We start from the raw sequence: 24,227 nt of genomic DNA on the forward strand, positions 1-24,227 counted from the left end.
TAGGGAGGAGTACATGCGATGAATATGTGGATACTGGAGGCTGATACACCCGGTGCGGATACATTAAAAGATGCCATTCGCTTTAAAGATAAGGTGTGGAATTGGTTTACCGATGCTGATATGTGGGCGGATGTATTATTTGCGGGTCTACGGATTCTTGTTATTTTTCTCTTAACCCGGGTTATTATTAAAATTGTTTCTAATATTATTGATCGTTCGCTTGAGCGTAAAACCGGTGGCAGACTTCTGTCCAACACACGAAGGTTTACTACGGTTGGGGAATTGATGAAAAATGTAGTGACAGTTATCTGTAATTTTGTGATGATCATGCTCGTGCTTTCTGAGTTCCACTTCGATTTGGCACCATTGTTGGCTGGAGCGGGTGTGCTTGGTCTAGCAGTGGGTTTTGGGGCACAAAGTTTGGTGAAGGATGTTATTACAGGTTTCTTTATTATTTTAGAGGATCAATTTGCAGTGGGTGATGTAATTCAAACGGGGACCTATAAAGGAACGGTAGAATTAATCGGACTGCGAACAACCAGACTGTTAAGCACAACGGGAGAAGTATTTATTATCCCGAATGGATTAATCACGAACGTAACCAATTATTCTCTCTCGAATGCATTGGCTGTAGTTGATGTTCCTGTAAAAATGGAGCGGAGCTTGGAGGCCACGCTAGGTTTGATTGGAGAAGCGCTAAAAGGAATAGAAGAGCGTAACTCTAATGTTCTTGCTTATCCTAATGTGCTCGGTATACAGTCCATGAGTACTTCGGAATATGTAATTCGTATAGCGGCTAGTTGTTTACCTAATGCAAAAGAGGTTGCGGAGAGACAGATTCAGAATGATATTAAGCAGGCACTAGAGAAACTAAGCAGTCTAGAGCAGGCCCAAGCTGCTCAAGCCGAAGAGGAAGCGCGTTTGAAGGCAGAAGAAGAAGAAGCAAAGGCTGAAATTGAACTGGAAAAAACAGAAAATGAGCAGGAAGTATCGGATACGCCTGACACTGGATCAAGACGCCAAATCGCAGCTACACAAGAGGGGAAAAAGGGGGAAGGGTAGTGGAACGTAAAGTTTTTCAGCTTGGAGATATTGTACAGATGAAGAAACAGCACCCTTGCGGTTCTAATGAGATGGAGATCATTCGTATGGGGATGGATATCCGCATTAAGTGTACAGGATGTCAGCATAGTGTTCTGATTCCCCGGGCGAAATTCGAGAAGAATATGAAGAAGGTACTGCGTTCTGCAGAGGGAAATACAGACAATAATTAAGCTTGCAAATGGCATGTCTGCATGATACAATTATTTTTGCTGCGGAGAGGTACCCAAGAGGCCCAAGGGGGCTGACTCGAAATCAGTTAGGCGTGTCACAGCGTGCGTGGGTTCGAATCCCACCCTCTCCGCCACTTCAGCATAATATAACATTTTAATGAATCCTTCGTTCCTGTAACGGAGGTTTTTTTGTGTCCACTGAGCTGTTTGCAAAAGATCATAACATGCAAAAAGAAGGGCCCTTTCGGGTCCTTCTTCAAGAGGCAGTACATCAATGATGTTGGAATTTCTCTGTATATAGCGACTAAAGTGATTTAGGCGTTGCTGAGGTTACTGCTTTTTAGACAATAACCCACTACTATTCCCAGCTAACAATAGATGCTGAATCAGATATCCTGTGATTGTGTTCGTCTACGACGGCCAACGGAACCACACCTCTCTTTTGTACTGCCTGAGTATAGTATGTGTAATGTCGTTTTTTTTATACACATTTATTTTTATTTAATGTACACGTGCTTTTTCAACCTTTTTCCACTTCCGATTTTTGTTACTGGTCTCGGGGAAGGTGTCTCCTTTTTCCATTTTAATATGCTGTGGATTCTGAATTTCGGTATGGAAGCTTCGCGCTTCACCTACCTCTGTATACATGCCTGGATTGGGGGCCTTGTCGCCTTTTTCATATTCTGTCTTTTCGCCCATCATTATCGCTCCTTCCTTAAGTGCAGATGAATTCACCGATTATTGTGCGCAGGTAGGGTTTTTTTCATGTAAAAAGAGGGTGGAAGGTTGTCCGGTATTAATATTGCTTGCACTCTGCTGCTCGTTTTGGTATATTAATCAGGTGCGAGTCTATGTTTGTGCTCGTTCCTTGCTCCTGACGTGATTAGGGGCCTCAGACCATAAGGAGGTGAAAATTATGCGCAAATATGAAGTGATGTACATTATTCGTCCTGACATTGAACAAGAAGCTGTTCAAGCAGCAGTCGATAAATTCCAAGGCATCATCTCCAATGGCGGGGAAATTACAAAGCACGAAGTGCAAGGTAAACGCCGTCTTGCGTATGAGATCAAGAAATTCCGTGATGGCGTTTATGTTTTGGTTAACTTCAATGCAGAACCTGCAGTAGTTACTGAATTAGAACGTCTTATGAAGATTTCTGACGAAGTTATTCGTTATCTCATTACGAACGACGTTGCTTAAGATCTTGACAAGCTTTGTAATGAATCGCTCTAAAGGAGGGGACCAGAATTGTTGAACCGTATCATTTTGATCGGACGGTTGACCCGTGACCCGGAACTTCGTTATACTCCCGCTGGTGTTGCCGTAACTCAATTTACGCTTGCCGTAGATCGTAACTTTACGGGCCAGAACGGTGAACGTGAGGCAGACTTCATCCCGGTTGTTACCTGGAGACAGCTAGCAGAAACCTGTGCCAATTATTTGCGCAAAGGTCGTCTGACAGCAGTGGAAGGACGCATCCAAGTGCGGAACTATGAGAATAACGAAGGTAAACGTGTATACGTAACTGAAGTTATTGCTGATAATGTTCGTTTCCTGGAATCTTCACAAAGCCGTGAAGGTGGAAATACTTCAAGTGGTGCAAGTAGTATGCCTGAAGAGCCAGCATATGGTGGCGGTGGTAACGCTGGACGCGGAAATAACAACAATAATTTCTCGCGTAACAACAATACTCAAGATCCTTTTTCGGGCGATGGTAAACCGATTGATATATCGGATGATGATTTGCCATTTTAATTAGGAAGGACTGAAAAGAATATGGCTTTTAAACCAAGAGAAGGCGCTGACAACGACAAAAGACCAGCACGTCGTGGTGGACGCAACAAGCGTAAAAAAGTTTGCTTTTTCACTGTGAACAAGATTACTCACATTGATTATAAAGATACTGAACTTCTTAAGAAGTTCATCAGCGAACGTGGAAAGATTTTGCCACGTCGTGTAACGGGTACAAGTGCAAAATACCAACGCGCCCTTACCATTGCTGTAAAACGCTCGCGTCAAATCGCGTTGCTTCCTTACACAACGGAATAGGACGTTTTATAGAAGCAGTCGGGAAACCGGCTGCTTTTTTGTTGTGAAAAACCAGCGTGTGGATTACGTTGACGTTCCATCTGGAATGTGTTAAATTACAGCTATCCTATAACAAAAGGGGAAATATTGATGTTGGTGACCGTTCTTAACTAGCAATTTCATAACACTGGATTAGGAAGGCTTTAGCAGGCTCGTCTTTTGGCGTTTACGTGCTCTATTTGAGTTCGTTTCGCGCAGAGGTCTGTTGTTCCTAACGGTGGATGATTTAGTTAAGAACACACGAAGCGTCATATGGCCTCTTTACGGCTGTTGTTCTCTTTGTAATTAACCGTGCTCTTAGAGCACGGTTTTTTTGTTTTTCGGCCACCCTGGCTTTTATGGGGACCTTAAGACGCCAGAGAACAATAGCATAAAAAGAAGGGCAAGGACTGCCATAGTGGCATTCTTTGTCCTTTTTGCGTTAGGGAGATTTAGTTCCAAAAAAAGTTAGATCAATAAGGAGGATTTGCTGTGAATTTACAAAGTCTAAACACGTTGGAATACGAAATTATTAAAACCGAGCTTAGCCGTCATGCGGTATCTTATGTAGGAAAGAAAACTGTAGAAGAGCTTATGCCTATGACCTATTTGCCTTCGATTCAAAGAGCGATGGAGGAAACGTCTGAAGCTAAAGAGCTGCTCGAGCGGGGGTCCAGTATACCGATTCCTTCATTGGAGGGGATTGAGTGGATCATGTCACTAATGGGGACTGGATATTTGTACAGTGAGCAAGACTTCACTGCAGTGGCTACATTTCTAAAGAGCTGTAGTCAATTGCGCAAATATATGGCTTCTAAAGAGCAAAGTGCTCCCCGGATTGCTGCTTATGCTTCCTCGCTGCTGGAATTAAATCATGTGCGGGAAGCAATTGATCGTTGTATCCGCTTTGGGGCGATTGATGATGGAGCTAGTAAGGGGTTAGAGCGGGTTCGTAAACGGATTGGCGTAGCTAAAGAACGTCTTCATAAAAAAATTGACGGGATCATGACGCGCCATCAATCGATTTTGCAAGAGAATATTTATAGCCAGCGTGGTGGACGATATGTTATCCCCGTAAAGCGGGAGTATCATAAGCAAATAAAGGGATCGGTACTTGATCAATCCACAAGTGGACAGACGGTGTTCATTGAACCAGAGGAGATCGCCTCCATGCAGATTGAGCTGGATCTGTTATTAGGAGAAGAGGCGCGTGAAGAAGCTGTGATCCTCAGTATGCTGACCAGCATGGTAGAACAGGAACAAACTGCACTGCGCCTAAATATCGAGGTTACAGGCACCTATGATTTTATTTTTGCCAAAGCAAAATATGCACGAACGCTGGGAGCATCTGAGGTTACTCTAAATGATAGGGGTTTTCTAAGGATGAACGGAGGCAGACATCCCATGCTGCAGGGCATGATTCCAATTAGCCTGGAGATAGGGAAGGGATATAAATCCCTAATCATTACAGGTCCAAATACAGGCGGGAAAACGGTGGTGCTCAAGACCCTCGGGCTGCTGACCCTCATGGCTCAATCCGGGTTGTTGATTCCGGTCGAGGAGGGGAGTGAGTTTACGGTCTTTACGGATGTGATCAGTGTAATTGGAGACGGACAAAGTTTGGCCCAATCACTGAGTACATTTTCGGCACAAATGAAGAGTATTGAGGGAATGCTGAGAGATGCCTCTAAAGGGGTGCTGCTGCTCATTGACGAGCTGGCGGCAGGTACAGACCCTGGTGAAGGAATCGCCCTCTCAATCGCCATTCTGGAAGAGCTGAGCCGTAAAGGGGCCAATATTATCGTCACAACCCATTTTAATGAGCTAAAAGCCTTTGCCGCTGCGACAGCCGGTTTTCAAAATGCACGAATGGAATTCGATAAAGAAACGCTGCAGCCGTTGTATCGTCTGACTATCGGAGAAGCGGGGGAGAGTTACGCTCTGCAAATTGCCAAAAAGCTGGGTATCCAGGATAACGTTATCAAGCGATCGTGGGAGATCGTTGAGGCGCAGCAGCAAAGGCTGCAGAAAGGTGATGGGTCGGCATGGGCAAGTCTTTTTAGCAAAGAGGGGGAGAAAGGGAAGACTGCACCTGTTATAGAGGATTTTGAAAAAGAAGAAAAGTCTGCGGAATCACTGAGCGATAAGGAGAAGCAGACCCAATATGAAATTGGTGATGCTGTTCTTGTAACTTCACTGGGGCGGATAGGCATTGTTTATGAGAAAAGAGATCACTTAGGAATGGTCGGAGTGATGATCCAGAAGCAAAAAATGCGGATTAATCATAAACGTTTAAAACCATATCTATCCAAAGATGAGCTGTATCCTGAGGAATATGACTTTGATATAATTTTTGAGAGCAAGGATACCCGTAAAAAGAGGAAATTGATGCAGCGTAAGCATGTCGAAGGCCTGAGAATTACGCATAAGGATGAAGAATAATGTAATAAAAGGATCTGCCTATGAGGTAGGTCCCTCTTTTTTTATAAATACTATGAAATATGCGTAAATTCAAGCAGGAGTATAGGCCTAAAGCTTAGAAGTTATTGTAACCATTCTAAAACTTTGTTACAGTAAATATTTATTCCATAGCTTATATGTAGATATACGTTCAACTAGAGAAGGGAAGGAACACATGAAGAATAAGAAGATATGCGGGTTCTTGTTAACAATGCTCGTGATGACTACTGTATTGTCAGCATGCAGCAGAGCAGGTACCAGCAGTAATTCATTATCTTTACATCACAATGAGGTGGTCGAAAAGCCACAGACTGGCGGAGTAGTTACTTATGGATACTCATCGCCGTTTATGGGCTTCTTTGAGCCTGCTTTTTATGAAGGTGAAGATGACTTTCATGTGCTGGAGTTTATTACTGAGGCCATGTTTACGATAGATGATGATTTATCAACGGTTCCTAATATCGCCACTTGGCAGGAGTCCGAGGATCATAGAATATTTACCTTTAAAATTAAACCGGGAATCCGTTGGCATAATGGAGATGAACTGACCGTAGAGGACTGGAAATTTGCGATGGAGACTATTGCTAGTCCAGACTACACCGGATCGCGTTATTATAGTGTGGAAATGATTCAAGGTGCAGAAGCCTATCATAAAGGTGAGGCGAAGAATATAACAGGTCTTAAGGTTATAGATCCTTATACTTTGAAAATAACAATGACAGCTGCCCGCGTAAATACGATTGATAATCTATGGCCGTATCCGATGAATAAAAAATATTATACTGGAGTCGCTGTTAAGGATATGCCTGAGAGTGATCAGATGCGAAAAAATCCGATTGGGATTGGCCCCTTTGAGGTGAGCCTTATTGAACCTGGCCAGCGGGTCGAGATGAAGCGCTTTGATCAATACTATAAAGGTAAGGCTTTATTGGATGGTGTGTTGTATAAGGTATTTGATGACAAGGAAATCATCAGCCTGTTTGAACAAGGCGTAATTGATATAGAGAATGCCCCACGAGATACTTATGAAAAGCTGAGCGAACTCGATAATATTAATATTTTACAATCAAATGAGCTTGCTTATGAGTATATAGGGTTTAAATTTGGGTATTGGGATAGTGAAGCTGAAAAAATCGTAATGGATAACCCTAAATTTGCGGATAAAAGATTACGTCAGGCGATGTATTATGCACTTGATCGGGAGGGGATCATTCAATCATTTTCTCATGGGTTAGGCAAGCCTATAGAAACTCCGGTTTCCAGTGCAAGCTGGGCGAAGATCCCTGACAGTCAGATTAATACGTATCCCTATGATCCGGAAAAAGCGAAGCAGCTGCTTGATGAGGCTGGTTTTGTAGATGTTGATGGAGATGGGCTGCGTGAGGATCAAAAAGGAGAAAAGTTAGTTATTCATTATGATTCTATGCTAGGCAGTCATTCAGCGGAGTTACGAACTGCTGCTATTCTGGAGGATTGGCGAAATGTGGGACTCGATGTGCAGCTTAATGGTGGGGCGTTAAAAGAGCTCAACACCTTCTATGAAGCAGTAGAGGCTGATGATCCGTCCATTGAGTTGTTTAACGGGGTATGGGGATTAGCTAATGATCCTGATCCTTCAGGTCTCTGGAGGGAGAATGATTTGTGGAACTACCCACGTTGGTCCTCGGAGCGGAATGAAGAATTGATTCGCGATGGCACAAGTATGAAGGCATATGATAGAGATTATCGACAACAAATCTATTATGAATGGCAGAAGCTAGTGAATGAAGAGGTTCCAATGATCTTTTTTGCGGAAAGAGAAAGCATTACTGCTGTTAATAAACGTCTACAAGGTGTGCGTGTTGATTCTTTGGGCTCCATAATTGAGCCTAATAAATGGTGGATAAAGGACTAAATTAAAAAAAATAAAAAAAATTACGCAAAAAGTGAAATCAAATTGCTGTTTCATTCGTCATATATATTATGGAGGATGACAACGATGAAGAGACGGATATTGATATGGGCTGGTGCAGCTTTGATAGTCGTTGTCTTAATTACGGTGTGGAGGCCTATCGAGCTGGGCTTTAAACCGGATATTGACGCGGGTTCAGCAGTGCTGCTAGATATGGATAGTGGAGACATATGGGTCAATATAAACGGCGATGTGCCTATGCCACCGGCCAGTGTGTCTAAATTAATGACTGAAATGATTGTGCTGGATCACATAACCTCTGGAACCCTTAGGTGGGAGGATAGAGTCCCTATTAGTGCTTACGCCAGTCAAATGGGAGGTATGAGTCTCTCATTAAAACGAGGAGATTTCTATACAGTAAGGGAGCTATTCGAAGGCATTACCATCTATTCTGCTAATGATGCTGCAGTTGCATTGGCAGAATATATGGCAGGATCAGAGGATTCTTTTGTACTTATGATGAATGATAGAGCACGTAGTTTAGGTTTATCTCCTAATACGGTATTTACCAACGCCTCTGGATTGTCGAGCAAGGATCTTGGTATCATTCGTCAGCCTACGCATATCGGTGGCCAGACGATGATGACAGCGAGGGATACAGCCAAATTGGCAGCTGCGCTAATCCATAATCATCCTGATGTACTGAATATTTCCGGTCGTACTCAGATGCAATTAAAGGATAAAGGGTTATATGTTAGTAATAGCAACCTTATGCTTCCAGGTATGGGCGGCGCTTACGCATACGATGGGGCAGATGGGTTGAAGACTGGATATGATAGCCAGACGGGATATTGTATTGCGGGATCAGCCCAGCGAGAGGGGCACCGGCTTATTGCGGTCGTTATGGGGGCAGAGACCTATGGCAGCCGATTTGAGGGTGCTGCTAAATTGTTCGATTATGGGTTTTTCCGCGGTTTACATTATGGAGAACGGGTAAAACATATTATACATGCCCTTGGAATTCGAAGTTAAATTTGGAGCATCATACCAGTAATTATTACTTGGTATGGTGCTTTTTCCCTATTCATGTCGGTATTTGTTGTTTCTTTTTATCCATTTAGTGATTACAATAGAAATATTGTTTTATCCCATATTATTTTAGAAACGCAAAAAAACTTTTTTCTATAATTTAGAATGACCCGAATTTCCTGAAAGGGGGGACAATAAGATAATGGAATAAGGGACAGTAAATTCGCCGCCGAGAGAAATAAAACCATGACTGCCTGAGAACGATCAGGAGGCATTGTAAATATATGGTATTTGTAATTATTCTACAATAAAGAAGGAATCAAAGATGAAAAAAATAAAGAAAAGATACATTGCGCTAATTGTTCTCGTCGTTGTTATAGCGGGAGGCTTTCTGTTTCGGAATTCTTTGGCCGTATTAGCCTTTGACCTCTTTTTGTCCGATCGGGTAGAAAGCAAGCTGAAAGAAGAATCTTACCAGCCACTTAAGGATGAGAATAAGGTTAAGCCAGAGCCGGTTGTATACAAAAGCGATCCATTCTCGCTGATGCTGCTCGGGACTGATCAACGCGACAATGAAACCGCACGTTCAGACACTATGATGTATGCTGTTGTTCGCCCTGAGGATTACAAAATTCTGCTTATTTCTATTCCACGTGATACGTATACCGAGATTATTGGGCATAACGATAATAAAAAAGATAAGATTACCCATGCTTATGCTTTTGGTGGGCAGCAAATGGCTAAGGATACTCTGGAAGCACTGCTGGAGCATGATATTCAGTATTATGCCACCATTAACTTTCAAGGGCTCAAGGATGCCGTTGATGCTATTGGAGGCGTTCCGTTGCCAATCAAGAAGGACATTGTAAACAAGGGTAAGGACCATGAAAAGTTTACGATCGAGGGTGGAAAGTCGAATTATAACGGTCAAGAAGCACTCAACTATACACGCTACCGTGAAGATAGTGACTTTAACCGGACCAAACGCCAACAGGTTTTTATTGATGTCGTAGCTAATAAAATGTTATCGATCAGCCAAATCGGCAATATTCCTAAGCTGCTGGATATTATGGGCGATAATTTTAAGACCGATATTGAGCCTTCAATGATTATTAGTCTGGCCAAGAAATTTATGGGCGGCAAAGATATGGATATCTCAAGCTTTACGGTAATGGGCGAAGGAAAACGTATTGACGGACTTTATTATGATATCGTTGATGAAGAGGACTTGCGCGAAGCTAAGGCGCTGATTGATAATTGGATGAATGCAGGAACACCTGTAGATCAACTGATTGAGCCGGGAAAAGCAAGTAATGCACTCGAGCCCAAAGCAACAGCAGTTACACAGTAATTCTAATTGGAAAGCTAAACTCATATAAATAAATTGCAGCAGCCATAAACATTCTCATGGCTGCTGCTTACTGTCTTCATGTTATAATGAGTTGGAACTATTATTTAGCTGCTACGTATAATCACATTGGCATGGCAGTAAAAGGAAGTTAAAGAACCGTAATTCCTTCGGAACTCTTTGAGGAGGATCAAGAGATGAATATTGCATTTTTTTTACTTCCGAAACAGGAGGTGGCCTGCGTAACGCTCGATTCTACGCTGCGCCAAACGCTTGAGAGGATGGAGTTTCACCGCTATACAGCAGTCCCGATTCTTAACCGTAATGGAGAGTATGCCGGCACGGTAACGGAAGGTGATCTGCTCTGGTACATGAAAGAGTCGGAGGGTAAGGTTTCGTTTGAGAACGCTTCAAAATTTTTGCTGAAGGACGTTCCATTACGTATGAATAACAAGCCGGTCTCAATTGATGCGGATATGGAAGATCTAATTAATTTGGCTAAGGTGCAGAACTTTGTACCTGTGGTCGATGATATGAACCGGTTTATTGGAATTGTTCGCCGGAGTCAAGTCATAGAATATTGCGAGAAATTTGTAACAAGACAATCACAGGAATCATTATAGTCCCAGTGTATTCGCGGTTATAGAAGCTATCGGAACAAGGCCTGTATTTCCGGCGATAACGGAATGCGGGTCTTTTTTAAAGAAAGCTCCTCTCCAAAAAGAGGCATAGACAGCATGGATTGAAGCATACTTAAGGGGCGCGGGGCGTCCAGTGTGACACCGAATTTTTTATGCTATAATGGAGAATAAAGCTTTTTGCCGGAGGTAGAGAGACGTGTCCAATGTGCCGAAGGATCTGGATGTAGCCAAGCGCGCCAAGGTAATTGAATGGCTGAAAACCGAAGTGATTGATCAAGTTTCAAGGTTATTTAAAGCGTTATGGGAAGGCAGTACTACCCGTGTCGGTGACAGTCTGGCTAGCTTGATTATGAGCTCTTATATTTTGGGCCGCAGACTAGGGATTCCTTATCGTTCTTTAGATGACTTGCTACTGGAGAAGCTTAGAAAGCACAAGCAGGAAGGGCATCAACTGGAAGATTGGTACCAAGATATATCTGCTTTAGAAGAACATATGCGTAAGAGGTGAATACTGTTGAAATTTCGCTGGTCATCTGTGGCTTGGAGCGTAGCATACTTACTTTTGCTGCTTAGTTTAACGACTCCACTCCTCATCATCACTACCCTGTTTATGATTGTTCCGGCAGTAGTGTTGTTTACTACCCTGAACACGAGACAATTTGTGCTGCATGTATTGCCGGTGTTGCTGATTGTAGGCTTGATTACACCAATTTATCTGTTGATAGCTGCGTATTTCTTAATACCGGCTCTGGTTATGGGGCGCTGGTATAAAAGACATGCCCCGGCCATGTCTACCGTGATCGCAGGTACGGTTACGATTCTTGCACAGTTCCTGCTGCTTTTGCTGCTGGGTACGGCATTATTTAATTTTGACCTGTCTACCTATGTGAACGATGTATTGCAAATGGTTAATTCACCTCTGTCTGAGCTCGGAACTACCAATCCTCTGCTCACTGATATTGGATTTTCAACTGAGGATGTAAACAAGATAAGTCATATGACGGTTCAAATGATCCCTATGACTCTAATCGTAAGCTCCTTCATGATTGCTGTGATTACGCATTCTATTGCCCGCCCGATTCTGAACAGTATGAATTATGCAGTACCTAAGATGAAGCCTGCACGTGAATGGAGACTTTCAAGATCGTTTATTTGGTACTATCTGATTGGTGTTGTTCTACAGCTCTTCTTCTCAGGGTCGGAGAACAATTTCATCCTCATGATTTCTGCCAATCTTCTGCCACTGCTGCGAATTGGCTTTATGATTCAGGCCATCGGATTTTTCTTCTTCCTGGCGCATGAACGCAAATGGAACAAGATGTCTGCCGTTTTGTTAGCGATACCGGTTATTTTACTGCCGCCGCTGCGCATTATTGGTATTATTGATCTTGCGTTCCCACTGCGGGAGTATGTGACCAAATCGAAACGATAGGGTGAGAGTTCATGCCTAAATTTCTGCAAAGACGCTGGCACGGCTATCATACCGTATGGGCGTTCATGCTGCTGTTGGTCCTTATTATAATTGTCAGTGTTTATAACTGGGCGCTTGGGGTCGCCGGCCTGTTTCTCTCAGGTACTTTATGCTTCTATATGTTGAAAGCGGAGATCTCGTTCCGCCGTAATCTGGTGGAATATATTAATGGGCTATCTTTCCGCATTAAGCGGGTAGAGGGCGAAGCAGTCAGCATGCTGCCGCTTGGAATCATTCTGTTTAGCGAGGATCGAACGGTGGAATGGAATAACCGCTATGCCGGCGATATTTTCGCACGCAAGTCTTTAGTCGGGGAATCACTGCAAGAATTATTGCCTGATATGCAGTCTTTTTTCACAGGTGCTGCAGCGGGTAAGCGGGAGGTCGCCAAAGAAGGTGTGCTCCATGACACCCGTCTTGAGATCATCGTGGATGAACGATTTTATCAAGCTGTCATTATTCCGAGTGAGCGTATTCTTTACTTGTATGATATCACTGAGCTTGTGGTGTTACGTGAGCGGTATGAGGATGAGAAGCTGGCGATCGGCATAGTGATGATGGATAACCTGGATGAATCTGCTCAAGGGATGGATGATCAACAGCGAACCTCGCTGATTGCTAAGGTGACGAGTGAAATCACTGAATGGAGTAAGCAGTTTGAGGTTTATCTGCGGCGGTTGTCCTCGGAACGTTATCTAATGCTGCTTAATCATCGTAGCCTGCAAGCGTTGGAAGAGAGCCGCTTCGTGATTCTAGATGAAGTCAGAGAAATGACTGCTGATCTTAAGGTACCCATGACACTGAGTATTGGTCTGGCCTTTGGCGCAGACTCTGCAAGTGAATTAGGGGCATTGGCCCAATCCAGTCTAGATATGGCGCTTGGCCGAGGTGGTGATCAGGCGGCTGTAAAAGCAGGCCAACGGTTATCCTTCTACGGTGGCAAGAGTAATGCTGCTGAGAAGCGTACCCGAGTGCGGGCGCGGGTCATTGCGCATGCTTTGCGGGATCTGATGCAGGAGAGCGATCGTGTGCTGATCCTCGGTCATCGGACACCGGATATCGACGCTGTGGGTGCTGCAATCGGCCTGTTAAGGGCTGCGCAGATGTATAATGTAGAGGCTAGCATTGTGATGGAGACTCCTAATCCATCGATAACTAACATGATGGAGCAGATTCGTAAGGACGATGAATTGTATAAGTCATTCATCACAACGGAGCAATCCCTACAGATCATGACAGAGCATACCCTGCTAATTGTTGTGGATACACATAAGGCGTCTATGACGATGGAGCCGCGGTTAGTGCAATATGCTAGCAGAATTGTAGTGGTGGATCATCACCGAAGAGGTGAAGAGTTCATTAACGATGCTGTATTGGTGTATTTGGAGCCTTACGCTTCATCGACTTGTGAGCTGGTGACAGAGCTGCTTCAGTATATTCATGAGAAGGTAAAGATCAGTCCGCTGGATGCTACAATGTTGTTAGCGGGGATCACGGTGGATACGAAGCATTTTGCGCTTCATACGGGGTCGCGTACCTTTGAGGCCGCAGGCTTCCTGCGCCGGAATGGTGCCGATACCGTACTTATTCAGCGCATGCTCAAGGAGGATTTACAGGAGTATATTTCCAAAGCCGAAATTATCAAACATGCGCGGATGGTGTATGACCAAATCGCGCTTGTAGTTACGGCACCAGGCATGAAAATTCCGCAGCTTCTTATTGCTCAGACTGCGGACACGCTGCTTGGGATGACCAACGTAGTTGCTTCATTCGTCATCAGCGAGCGGCCTGACGGCCTGATTGGCATTAGTGCCCGATCACTAGGACGTATGAATGTACAGGTCGTGATGGAGAAATTAGGCGGCGGAGGGCATCTGTCCAATGCCGCGGTACAGCTTGAAGGAACATGTAAAGAAGCAGAAGCCAGATTACTGCAGGTGCTGGCTGAAATCGAATCGAAAGAGGGGTTATTCGAATGAAGGTCATATTCATAAAAGATGTTAAGGGTCAAGGTAAAAAAGGTCAGGTTAAAGAGGTATCCGAAGGTTATGCTTCTAACTTCTTATTGCCACGTGGATTGGTTCGTCCGGCAACGGAAGGTAACGTGAAGACGCTGGAGAATCAAGCGGCTGCTGAACAACGCCGTAAAGATAACGAAAAAGAAGAAGCACAGCAATTGGGTAAGAAGCTTGACGAGCTAACACTGACAATGAAAGCAAAATCAGGTGAAGGCGGACGTTTATTCGGTGCTATTACAAGCAAACAGATTGCTGAGACACTGGCTTCCACCAAAGGAATTACTATTGATAAGCGCAAGATTGAATTAGGTGAGCCAATTCGCCATATAGGAGTATTTCAAGTAAGCGTAAAATTGCATACTGAAGTAAAGGCCACACTTAAGGTTGAGGTAACGGAGGAGTAACATGGGTGGAGATCTCTTTTTCGATCGGGTTCCCCCGCAGAATCTTGAAGCCGAGCAGGCGGTAATTGGTGCGGTTCTGTTGCAGGATGAAGCGCTCATTACTGCAATGGAACGGGTGAATACCGAAGACTTCTACGATAAAGCGCATCAAATGATTTTTGAGGCGATGGTGCAGCTCGGAGAAGAGAGCCAGCCGATTGATCTTGTTACACTTACGTCCAGACTGCAGGACAAAGGAGAGCTTGAAGATATTGGTGGGGTTAGCTACTTAGCTAAGCTGGCGCATGCCGTGCCTACTGCTGCTAACGTAGAATACTACGCCCAGATTATCGAAGAGAAAGCCATGCTGCGCCGTTTGATTCGCACAGCCACGCAAATTGTGAGCGAAGGTTATACTGGCGGTGAAGATGTAGCCGATATGCTGAGTGATGCAGAGCGGCGCATTCTTGAAATCTCCAACCGGCGGAGCGGCAGTGGATTTATTGCGATCCGCGATGTCTTGATGGAAGTGTTCGACAAGGTTGAGTTGCTTCATCAAAATAAGGGGGGTACCTCAGGTATCCCAACCGGATTTGTGGATTTAGATCATATGACTAACGGATTCCAACGTAACGATCTGATCATTGTTGCGGCTCGTCCATCTGTTGGTAAGACTGCATTCGCCCTGAATATTGCACAGAACGTGGCAGTACGCGCTAAAGAAACTGTTGCGATATTCAGTCTGGAAATGTCAGCGCCACAGCTGGTACAGCGGATGATTTGTGCTGAAGCCAACTTAGATGCCAATATTATGCGTACCGGTGACTTCAAGAGTGATGATGATTGGTCCAAGCTGACGATGGGTATTCAGTCTCTATCTGAAGCGGAGATTTATATCGACGATACACCAGGTATCACGGTAACCGATATTCGTGCAAAGTGCCGGAGACTGAAGAAGGAAAAAGGACTTGGCATGATCGTCATCGACTACTTGCAGCTCATTCAGGGCCGCGGTAAAGGCGGAGAGAACCGTCAGCAGGAAGTATCGGATATATCTCGTACACTGAAGCAGATTGCCCGTGAGCTGGATGTGCCGGTTATTGCCCTGTCGCAGTTAAGCCGGGGTGTAGAGCAGCGCCAGGATAAACGTCCAATGATGAGTGACTTGCGTGAATCGGGTTCTATCGAGCAGGATGCCGATATTGTTGCGTTTCTGTATCGTGATGATTATTACAATGCGGATACGGAGAAGAAGAATATTATTGAGATCATTATAGCTAAACAGCGTAATGGTCCCGTAGGCACGGTAGAACTGGTCTTTCTTAAAAATTTCAACAAGTTCGTTAACTACGAGCGAGCACATGCGGAACCATTTGCTGGTTAAACCTGACATGTATAATTCCCGAACGATTGCACATTTCTTTGTGTAATCGTTCGTTTTATTTGACTTTGAAAAAAACCGCTGTTACACTGAGAATTGTCCTTTAGCGGGTTAAATCTGCTTGGCGTCCGGAGGGCCACGTACATAAGAATGACGTATAGGGTCCATATTATGAAAAATAATGGTGCTAAGTAGCACCTACGGAGGAATGAACATGTCAACGGTAGTCGTCGTGGGAACACAATGGGGAGACGAAGGTAAAGGGAAAATCACTGACTTTCTAGCGGAAAGTGCAGATGTGGTCGCCCGTTATCAAGGGGGCAATAATGCCGGTCACACGATTCTGATTGACGGTGAGAAGTTTAAGCTCAGCTTGATCCCTTCGGGTGTATTTTATAAAGAGAAAACTTGTGTAATTGGTAACGGAATGGTTATTAATCCGGCTGCCTTGATCCAAGAAATTAATTATATTCATGAGAACGGTTTTGATACTAAGAACTTAGTGATCAGTGATCGTGCTCATGTCATTATGCCATACCATATGGTGCTGGATGCTCTCGAAGAAGACCGTAAGGGTCCGAACAAGATTGGTACTACACGTAAAGGTATCGGTCCTTGTTATATGGATAAGGCAGCACGCAACGGTATCCGTATTGCTGACTTGATGGACGCTGAGGAATTCGAACTGAGACTCCGCCCCTTGATGCAAGAGAAGAACCAAGTGATTACGCAGGTCTATGGTGCTGAAGCTCTTAATGTAGAAGAGATTCTGACTCAATACCTGGAATATGCAGAAGTGCTGCGTAATTATGTAACAGACACCTCTGTTATTCTTAATGATGCCATTGATGCGGATCGCAAAGTGTTGTTTGAAGGTGCGCAAGGAGTAATGCTTGATATCGATCAAGGCACGTATCCGTTTGTTACTTCATCCAACCCATCTGCTGGTGGGGTGTGCATAGGTTCTGGTGTTGGACCGTCCAAAATCAAACAGGTTATTGGGGTTGCAAAGGCCTATACCACTCGTGTTGGAGATGGCCCGTTCCCTACAGAGCTGAATGATGCAACAGGTGATTATATCCGTGAAACAGGTCATGAATATGGCACAGTTACCGGACGTGCACGCCGTGTAGGCTGGTTCGACAGTGTAGTTGTGAGTCACGCTCGTCGGGTAAGTGGAATCACAGGGCTATCTCTTAACTCGCTGGATGTACTTAGCGGACTTGAGACTGTGAAGATCTGCACAGGCTACAAATACCGTGGTGAGGTAATTACTCATTACCCTGCTAGCCTCAAAATGCTGGCAGAATGTGAAGCGGTATATGAGGAACTTCCAGGCTGGAGCGAAGATATTACTTCTGCAAAAACGTTGGATGATCTTCCAGCAAATACACGCAGATATGTTGAACGTGTATCTGAGCTTACAGGTATTCCGATTGCTATCTTCTCAGTGGGTCGTAACCGTGAGCAGACGAATCAAGTATTGCCAATTTATATCTAAAACCTAGTTATACTAAGGAGCCTCGTTAGAGGCTCTTTTTTTTGTTCTGAGGACTATCTCTCTCTCTCTTTTGGGGCCTAGATTTATACCTAGACGTTTCCCAAGGCCGGTTCTAGTCAATACTGGATGTATAGAAGAACATGTACATGATCTACCAGATAGACTTGAACATAGGTGAGAGGAGAAATGAAGATGAAGATCGTGAAGCGTGCACTTAGCGTATGTCTGATTGTGGTACTTGCCAGCACTCTTTCAATTCTAACAACGGGCGTGGTTGTAAATGCTTATATTCAGTCGGTACTGGCTAGCTTCGATATTAAAGTGAATACTCCCGGTCCGGGATTTGGAGGAATGATTCGGAGCATCATTGGCATGGATAACAAATCTGACTCGGATACAGCCAATAAAGAAGTAACCACAGGGAGTACAGTTAGCAAGGAGACCGACAAAAGCACGGATTCGCCAGCTAAAGGCAAGGGCGAGCCCGTAGATGATAATACTCCGACTGATGCCTTACCAGTTATGGGGCAAGTTACAACCGAAAGTTCAACTGATAACGGAAGTGGAAGTGTTGGTGACCAACAATTAGTAATGACACCTGAGGCACTCAGTGACTTCAAAGATAATCTTCCATCGGAAGAGAAGGTAAATATATTCAATATTTTGATGTCCAAACTACCCCAGGATGAGATGGCAAAAATTTCAACAGCGATGGAGGATGGATTAACAGAAGATGAGGTTAAAGAGCTGCAACAGGTAATTGCAAAATATGTTGATGCAGACGAATATGAGAGCATAATGAAAATGCTTACACCAACTACAGAATCTACGCAATAGCTTTTATAATTGTCACTTTATAGACACAAGAAAAAGGTTAAAATTTCATATTTGCGCAAAAAACCCGCGTATTTGGCGGGTTTTTTGTCATGTCTAAAGTTGAAATTTTTCTCTAAGCTATGGTACAGTAAACAAGGACCTCAAGAGGTTAAATTTTTGTAACCTCCTTAACAGCCTTTTTATAGGTTCATTAGAAGCAGGAATTAAGCACTAGTATACGCAGAAATTTACATGGACGTAATCTATATAATCGAGGTCGTACAATTAGCTTGGCCGCTTTTGTCGGAAGTAAAAGCGGACTGAAAGGGAGAGTTTCATGAAGGGATTTAAGTTCATGCGTCGGATGAGCAAGCTGCAGGATGGACATCCAGCAGAATCCGAGGCGAATGTTCAACAGAGCCACAATTTCGATCACGACTCCAAACACTTTCAACAAGAGAAAGGTACTCGCAGATTTCGGCGTGCTTGGATTTTGGGATCTGTCGGCCTTGTGCTTCTAGCTACGGTGTTGGTTGGAGCAGAGAAAAAGTATGTAGCCGCTAACACGGTTACCTATTATCAAGTGTTGGTGAAGGGCGAAGAAGTCGGAAGACTTACCGATCAGACGCAGCTTAACCAGCTATACGATAAGAAACAACGAGAATATCAGGAGAAATATCCGAATTCAACCATGGTGCTGCAAACAGAGGGCATAACAATAGAAGAGCAGAAGGCATACAAGCCAGAAGTTGATAGTGAGGCGACACTTACTAAACTAGATGGAATGCTGAAAGCTTATGCGGTAGGCGTCCAATTGATGGTAGATGGCAAGGCCGTTGGCATAGTTAAGGATCAGGAAACTGCTAATGCTGTGCTCGAAGGGGTAAAAAATCATTATGTCCCACAAGCAGAAGTAGCAACGACGGCTAGTAAGCTAACAAGAACGGCTGCTTCCAGCTCATCTGCTGCAAAAGCGAAGGCTCCAGAGCAAGTAGAGTCGGTAGAGATTAGTGAAGATATTTCTATCGTTCCTATCAAAGCAGATCCTAATAAAGTGTTGGATGTGGAGGCAGCGGTCCAGACACTTACTGAAGGTAAAGAGGCGCCTCTTCTTTATACCGTTCAAGAGGGTGATACGATTTCGGGGATTGCCAAACGGTTTGAAATCACCCAAAAAGAGATTTATAGTAACAACCCTAACGTGAAAGAGCTGACGTTGAAGATTGGAGATACACTGAAGCTGAAGGTACCCCAACCAGATGTTACAGTAGTAACTGTGGAAAAAGTGACTGAGCAGATAGTGACTGAGCCGGAAGTGGTTGTGCGTTCGAGCGATCAGCTAGCGGCAGGCAAAAGCAAAGTGGTTCGTCCAGGACAAACTGGACTTAAAGAAATGGAGTATCGGGTAACAAAGGAAAATGGCATGGTTGTTCAAGAAGAATGGTTAGGCCAGACCGTTATAAAAGCCTCGCTGCCAGAAGTTGTTTATCGGGGAACGAAGGTTGTTGGTGAAGGAACAGGCATGTTCAGTTGGCCGGTAAGCGGGGCAACCCTGACAAGTAGCTTCGGTGAGCGTTGGAGCCGTGCCCATAAGGGTATTGATATGGTATCTAGCAATCGAAATATAAAAGCTTCTGATGCCGGGACCGTAATCTTTGCAGGGGTGCAGAATGGATACGGGAATGTAGTTATTGTGGATCATCGCAACGGATACCAGACCTATTATGGTCATTTAAAAAGCATCTCGGTTTCTACAGGCCAACGCTTGGAGCAGGGTGGCAAGATTGGCGTAATGGGCAGCACCGGACGTTCGACGGGTACACATCTGCATTTTGAGATTCGGAAGAATGGCACTGCTGTAAATCCAATGAAGTATTTGCAATAATTCATACTTAATCCTTTAACTGCTCGATTTTAATCGGGCGGTTTTTATTTTTTTAATCTACGAGTGACGGCAAAGCCGTTTCTTTTTGCTGGGCAGGGGGATTGCTTATTTCGTAGGATGTGACGGTTAGACAGGTATGTTAAAATAAAGGAATGATCATTAAGTAAGGATAGGAAGGTGAAGCTGGGACATGCAGATGGGAACGATTCTGGTAGTAGATGATGAACAGCCTATTGCTGATATATTGAAATTTAATTTAGAAAAAGAAGGCTACGAGGTTATTTGTGCTTTTGATGGTAACAGCGCAGTGGAGCTGGCATTGTCCAAAAGGCCCGATCTTATGCTGCTTGATCTTATGCTGCCCGGCAAAGATGGCATGGACGTCTGCCGCGAGGTGCGTTCTGCGCACTTGGACATTCCTATCATTATGCTTACAGCCAAGGACGGAGAGATTGATAAGGTACTTGGCCTGGAGCTTGGTGCTGATGACTATGTGACCAAACCTTTTAGTACACGTGAATTGCTGGCCAGAGTTAAAGCCCAGATGCGGAGACAGCATAAACCGTCACCACAGGGGATGGCGAGTGAACCAGCAGAGAATAAGCAGGGCATTTATCATTTTGATCTGTTTATAGATACAGATATGTATATGGTCTATAAGGGCGGGGAGCCGCTTGACTTGACCCATCGTGAATATGAGCTGCTCTACTATATGATCAAACATGCCGGTAAGGTGATGACTCGGGAGCATTTGCTGCAGGCAGTGTGGGGATTTGAGTATTTCGGTGATGTGCGGACCGTTGATGTGACGATCCGTCGTCTAAGAGAGAAAATTGAGGAGAACCCCAGCAAGCCCGAATATATTTATACTCGGCGTGGACTTGGCTATTTGATGCATAGCCCTAAAAATGGAGGACTGTGATGAAGTGGCGGTCCTTTATCCGGACAATTCAGGCAAAACTTATTATTATTTACGTATTGCTGATTCTGATAGCTATGCAGTTGATCGGGGTTTATTTTGTGAGCTCGATGAAGAACTCGTTAACAGATAATTTCACCAAGGACCTTAAAGCACGTGCTGAGATGTTGTCTATCCTGACTGCTGATAAATTTGGTAGTGAGGCTGGAACGGCTGATGAGGAAACGGCTGTGGAAAGTCTGCGCGGGATGGTCAATAATCTGTACATTAACGGGGCTGAAATTCAGGTACTGGATGCCAGCGGCAAAATCATCACCACTTCTGTTCCCTCGCAGAATGACTATGTCGGGCAGCGTAACACCCAGACAGTTGTGAATCGGGCCTTGCAGGGCATCAGTGATAACGAGGAATATATTATTGCGGATGATAATGTGCGGAAAAAGGTTGTGGCTAAGCCTGTGCTCTCGGGGGACAAGGTAGTGGGCGCAATCTATATTGCTGCTGACATGAAGGATCTATACGCCACGATGGGCCGGATCAATAGTGTATTTATCTCAGGTTTGCTGTTAGCTCTAGCGTTAACGGTTGTTTTATGCGTCATTCTGGCGCACACTATCACGCAGCCTATTAAGGAAATGACGAGGCATGCTACGGCGGTCGCTGAAGGCCGATTCAATCGTAAAATGCCCGTATTGGGCAATGATGAAATTGGACAACTCAGTCAGGCGTTCAATTATATGACCGGTAGATTGCGGGAAGCACTCTCGCAGAATGAAGAGGAGAAGGAGAAGCTTACCTCTATTCTGACGAACATGAGTGATGGTGTTGTGGCTACAGATGAGAACGGAGTAGTGATTCTGATGAATCGGCGGGCAGCGTTGATGCTCGGAAATGAAGGTCCGTTGCCGGAAGGCGCTCCTCTAGATAAACTGTTGGGCTTAGATTACGAACAAAGCGGATCTCTGGCTAAAGGCAATGCCCAATCTGCAATGCTTCATCTGACCCATATGGGTGGAGAAGATTCTAATATCGTAAGAGTGACGTTTACTCCCATTCATCGTCGTGAGGGGGGCATTGCCGGCACAATTGCTGTGTTGCAGGATGTCACCGAACAGGAGAATCTGGAGGAATCACGCCGGGAGTTCGTGGCGAACGTTTCGCATGAGCTAAGAACACCACTTACCACTATTAAAAGCTATGTTGAAGCACTGGATGATGGAGCACTTGAAGATCCGCAGCTGGCGGTTCGGTTTGTTGGGGTGATTCGCAACGAAACGGAACGGATGATTCGTCTGGTTACGGATTTGCTGCATCTTTCCCGTCTGGATTCCAAGGAAGCTCTTCTTCGAATTCAGCAGACGGATATTACCGAGATGCTGGAGGATGTGGCGGATCGTTTTTCTTTTCAAATTCGGCAAAAGCGTATCGATATCAGTACAAGGGTCCGCAAAGATGTTACTACGGCGTGGCTTGATCGTGATCAAATTGACCAGGTCTTGGGGAATTTGGTCTCCAATGCGCTGAAATATACGCCAGAAGGCGGTACAATTGAATTGGAAGCGTTGAAGAATGAGGATGGAATGCTCTCCATTTCTGTACGTGATTCGGGGATAGGGATTCCGAAAAAAGATATCGAGCGGATCTTCGAACGATTTTATCGCGTGGATAAGGCACGTTCGCGGAACATGGGAGGCACTGGACTTGGCCTTTCCATTGCCCGGGAAATTGTGAAGGCACATGGAGGCTCCATTTCCCTGCAATCCGAGCTAAATGAAGGTTCAAAGGTAACCTTTACCCTGCCTTTGAACGAGCAAAGGGGGAGTGAGGCGTGAAGGAACGAATCAAATCATGCATTCTAGCCTTGCTCGTGCTCGGAAGCCTGGTTGAAAGCTATTATTTGATCTACCGCTTGCCTGGTGCTGATTCTGCGGTGCTTTCTGAGAACCTGTATGTGAAGACAGATAATATGGGTCCGGAAGAGAAGGTAGAGAACCTGTTATACCCTGACAAAATGATCATCCATATGGGGGAAGGCAAGCATACGCTTTTTTATCCGGACTCTACGTTCTATAGCTTGATCATGAATCGCTTAAAAGGTCGTGGCTTCGAAAGCTTTCAGCGGCACTCGGTACAGGATTATGATTGGGATAAGATCCGCAATGAGAATCCTGGGATTGAGCTTTCGTTCGGAGCGGGCATTCCGGTAACGTTATTGCAGCGGGTGATGCAGTTATCGCCAGATTCCCTTTTTGAAGGAGAAAGCATCGATCGCATTTGGATCTATAACATTAAGAACGATTCCAAGGCCCATGCTATTTTCTTCAGTACGAGAGGCGACATCATATACGAAGCGGCAAAAGCGGATTTAACGGTTCAGGATGTGCAGCAGCATGTTGATTTCGGTAAGAATTGGACGCCTTACAAGACCGTAAGCGGGGATTATTATGTGCCAGACAGTAAGATTTCTCTGGTTCAGGTAGACATGCCTTCCGGGATGTACACCATAGAGCAAATGCAGAGTAATCTTTTCTTCGATGTTGGAAGTACTAGATATATCCGGGAGAAAAACGGCTCGGAGATTTATACGGACAGCAAACGAAGCCTTCAGGTGGACCAGGGTAAGAACTGGATGAGCTATAGCGACCCTGCGGCTCTTCCAGCTGGAGAAAGTACCCCTGCCAAGGATGCTTTGGAAGCTGTAGAATTTGTGAACCAGCATGGCGGATGGAATGGGACTTACCGTTTGGAGGCTACAGAGGAAGGCAGACAGGAGAGAAAGGTCTCTTTTCAACAATATTATGGCTCCTACCCGTACGGCTCCTATCCGATAATGAGCCATTCATCATTACAGTATGGTGTAATAAATCTGGAACTGCAGCAGGGAACAGTATCCTCTTATGAACGTTCTCTAATCTATATAGATGAAAGTAAGGCCGTAAAAAAGGTAGTGGAGCTATCTGGAGGTGCGGATCTGGAGTATAGGTTGTCTCTGGTCAGTAAAACTTCGGCAGTGAAGGATTTAACGCCTGCTTATGTGCCTGAGGTGAAGGAAGATCATCTGGAGCTGATACCTGTCTGGAAAGTTACACTTAGTGATGGCAGCGTGCTTACTTTGAATTAATGGGCAAGTGGTTCATATAAC

22 protein-coding genes and 1 tRNA gene are annotated in these 24,227 nt (G+C 44.6%); 22 read left to right on the forward strand and 1 reads right to left on the reverse strand.

What is annotated here, in order from left to right:
• Positions 1–18: 18 nt before the first annotated feature.
• From MKY14_RS27085 to MKY14_RS27095, 3 genes are all read left to right on the forward strand, one after another.
• The gene (locus tag MKY14_RS27085) at positions 19–1,062 is read left to right on the forward strand and encodes a mechanosensitive ion channel family protein (protein WP_076282220.1); all 1,044 of its coding nucleotides are present in this window, start codon (positions 19–21) and stop codon (positions 1,060–1,062) included.
• A complete protein-coding gene (locus tag MKY14_RS27090) occupies positions 1,062–1,274 on the forward strand; it encodes a DUF951 domain-containing protein (protein ID WP_036677772.1) in 213 nt (70 codons plus the stop codon). The genes MKY14_RS27085 and MKY14_RS27090 overlap by 1 nt, the downstream gene beginning before the upstream one ends.
• Before the next feature lie 43 nt (positions 1,275–1,317).
• Positions 1,318–1,408 (forward strand) — tRNA-Ser (locus MKY14_RS27095).
• A gap of 367 nt (positions 1,409–1,775) precedes the next feature.
• Here MKY14_RS27095 and MKY14_RS27100 read toward each other — a convergent pair.
• Complete coding sequence (locus MKY14_RS27100) at positions 1,776–1,973, reverse strand: YjzC family protein (protein ID WP_036677774.1); 198 nt, start codon at positions 1,971–1,973, stop codon at positions 1,776–1,778.
• A gap of 217 nt (positions 1,974–2,190) precedes the next feature.
• On the opposite strand from MKY14_RS27100, the gene rpsF reads away from it, so the two are divergent.
• The 19 genes from rpsF (at position 2,191) to MKY14_RS27195 (ending at position 24,206) form a co-directional block, all read left to right on the forward strand.
• The gene (gene rpsF, locus MKY14_RS27105) at positions 2,191–2,475 is read left to right on the forward strand and encodes a 30S ribosomal protein S6 (protein ID WP_036677776.1); all 285 of its coding nucleotides are present in this window, start codon (positions 2,191–2,193) and stop codon (positions 2,473–2,475) included.
• Between the two features lie 48 nt (positions 2,476–2,523).
• Complete coding sequence (gene ssb / locus MKY14_RS27110; protein WP_036677780.1) at positions 2,524–3,030, forward strand: single-stranded DNA-binding protein; 507 nt, start codon at positions 2,524–2,526, stop codon at positions 3,028–3,030.
• Positions 3,031–3,051: 21 nt separating this feature from the next.
• Complete coding sequence (gene rpsR / locus MKY14_RS27115) at positions 3,052–3,324, forward strand: 30S ribosomal protein S18 (protein WP_036651767.1); 273 nt, start codon at positions 3,052–3,054, stop codon at positions 3,322–3,324.
• Positions 3,325–3,834: 510 nt separating this feature from the next.
• Positions 3,835–5,784 (forward strand): endonuclease MutS2, encoded by a 1,950-nt coding sequence (locus tag MKY14_RS27120; RefSeq protein WP_076218357.1) that lies wholly within the window; start codon positions 3,835–3,837, stop codon positions 5,782–5,784.
• Between the two features lie 193 nt (positions 5,785–5,977).
• Positions 5,978–7,696: an oligopeptide ABC transporter substrate-binding protein gene (gene opp4A / locus MKY14_RS27125; RefSeq protein WP_076191470.1), complete on the forward strand. Its 1,719-nt coding sequence runs from the start codon at positions 5,978–5,980 to the stop codon at positions 7,694–7,696.
• Between the two features lie 84 nt (positions 7,697–7,780).
• The gene (locus MKY14_RS27130) at positions 7,781–8,725 is read left to right on the forward strand and encodes a D-alanyl-D-alanine carboxypeptidase family protein (RefSeq protein ID WP_036677789.1); all 945 of its coding nucleotides are present in this window, start codon (positions 7,781–7,783) and stop codon (positions 8,723–8,725) included.
• A 322-nt stretch (positions 8,726–9,047) separates the two neighbouring features.
• The gene (locus MKY14_RS27135; protein WP_076099795.1) at positions 9,048–10,073 is read left to right on the forward strand and encodes an LCP family protein; all 1,026 of its coding nucleotides are present in this window, start codon (positions 9,048–9,050) and stop codon (positions 10,071–10,073) included.
• Positions 10,074–10,267: 194 nt separating this feature from the next.
• On the forward strand, positions 10,268–10,693 hold the full coding sequence (locus tag MKY14_RS27140; protein ID WP_036677795.1) for a CBS domain-containing protein: 426 nt from the start codon (positions 10,268–10,270) through the stop codon (positions 10,691–10,693).
• 223 nt (positions 10,694–10,916) lie between these two features.
• On the forward strand, positions 10,917–11,219 hold the full coding sequence (locus tag MKY14_RS27145; RefSeq protein ID WP_170914153.1) for a MazG-like family protein: 303 nt from the start codon (positions 10,917–10,919) through the stop codon (positions 11,217–11,219).
• Between the two features lie 6 nt (positions 11,220–11,225).
• The gene (locus tag MKY14_RS27150; protein WP_076124314.1) at positions 11,226–12,143 is read left to right on the forward strand and encodes a DUF2232 domain-containing protein; all 918 of its coding nucleotides are present in this window, start codon (positions 11,226–11,228) and stop codon (positions 12,141–12,143) included.
• Positions 12,144–12,154: 11 nt separating this feature from the next.
• Positions 12,155–14,161, forward strand: a complete 2,007-nt coding sequence (locus MKY14_RS27155) for a DHH family phosphoesterase (protein ID WP_340977746.1) — start codon at positions 12,155–12,157, stop codon at positions 14,159–14,161.
• The gene (gene rplI, locus MKY14_RS27160) at positions 14,158–14,604 is read left to right on the forward strand and encodes a 50S ribosomal protein L9 (RefSeq protein ID WP_036677804.1); all 447 of its coding nucleotides are present in this window, start codon (positions 14,158–14,160) and stop codon (positions 14,602–14,604) included. The genes MKY14_RS27155 and rplI overlap by 4 nt, the downstream gene beginning before the upstream one ends.
• 1 nt (position 14,605) lies before the next feature.
• Positions 14,606–15,967, forward strand: a complete 1,362-nt coding sequence (gene dnaB / locus MKY14_RS27165) for a replicative DNA helicase (protein WP_036677807.1) — start codon at positions 14,606–14,608, stop codon at positions 15,965–15,967.
• 211 nt (positions 15,968–16,178) lie between these two features.
• Positions 16,179–17,465, forward strand: a complete 1,287-nt coding sequence (locus MKY14_RS27170; RefSeq protein WP_076105178.1) for an adenylosuccinate synthase — start codon at positions 16,179–16,181, stop codon at positions 17,463–17,465.
• Positions 17,466–17,657: 192 nt separating this feature from the next.
• On the forward strand, positions 17,658–18,302 hold the full coding sequence (locus MKY14_RS27175; RefSeq protein ID WP_339189048.1) for a hypothetical protein: 645 nt from the start codon (positions 17,658–17,660) through the stop codon (positions 18,300–18,302).
• Between the two features lie 316 nt (positions 18,303–18,618).
• Positions 18,619–20,166, forward strand: coding sequence for a M23 family metallopeptidase (locus MKY14_RS27180; protein WP_076307602.1), 1,548 nt, complete (start codon positions 18,619–18,621; stop codon positions 20,164–20,166).
• A 190-nt stretch (positions 20,167–20,356) separates the two neighbouring features.
• On the forward strand, positions 20,357–21,088 hold the full coding sequence (gene yycF, locus MKY14_RS27185) for a response regulator YycF (RefSeq protein WP_076124308.1): 732 nt from the start codon (positions 20,357–20,359) through the stop codon (positions 21,086–21,088).
• Positions 21,088–22,917 carry a cell wall metabolism sensor histidine kinase WalK gene (gene walK, locus MKY14_RS27190; RefSeq protein WP_036677817.1) on the forward strand — a complete coding sequence of 610 codons (1,830 nt, stop codon included), beginning with the start codon at positions 21,088–21,090 and terminating at the stop codon, positions 22,915–22,917. The genes yycF and walK overlap by 1 nt, the downstream gene beginning before the upstream one ends.
• Positions 22,914–24,206, forward strand: a complete 1,293-nt coding sequence (locus MKY14_RS27195) for a YycH family regulatory protein (RefSeq protein ID WP_076124306.1) — start codon at positions 22,914–22,916, stop codon at positions 24,204–24,206. Before walK ends, MKY14_RS27195 begins: the two co-directional genes overlap by 4 nt.
• The last annotated feature ends 21 nt before the right edge of the window (positions 24,207–24,227 follow it).

This window comes from Paenibacillus sp. FSL R5-0887, assembly GCF_038002305.1.
In the GTDB taxonomy this organism is placed as follows: domain Bacteria; phylum Bacillota; class Bacilli; order Paenibacillales; family Paenibacillaceae; genus Paenibacillus_AQ; species Paenibacillus_AQ odorifer.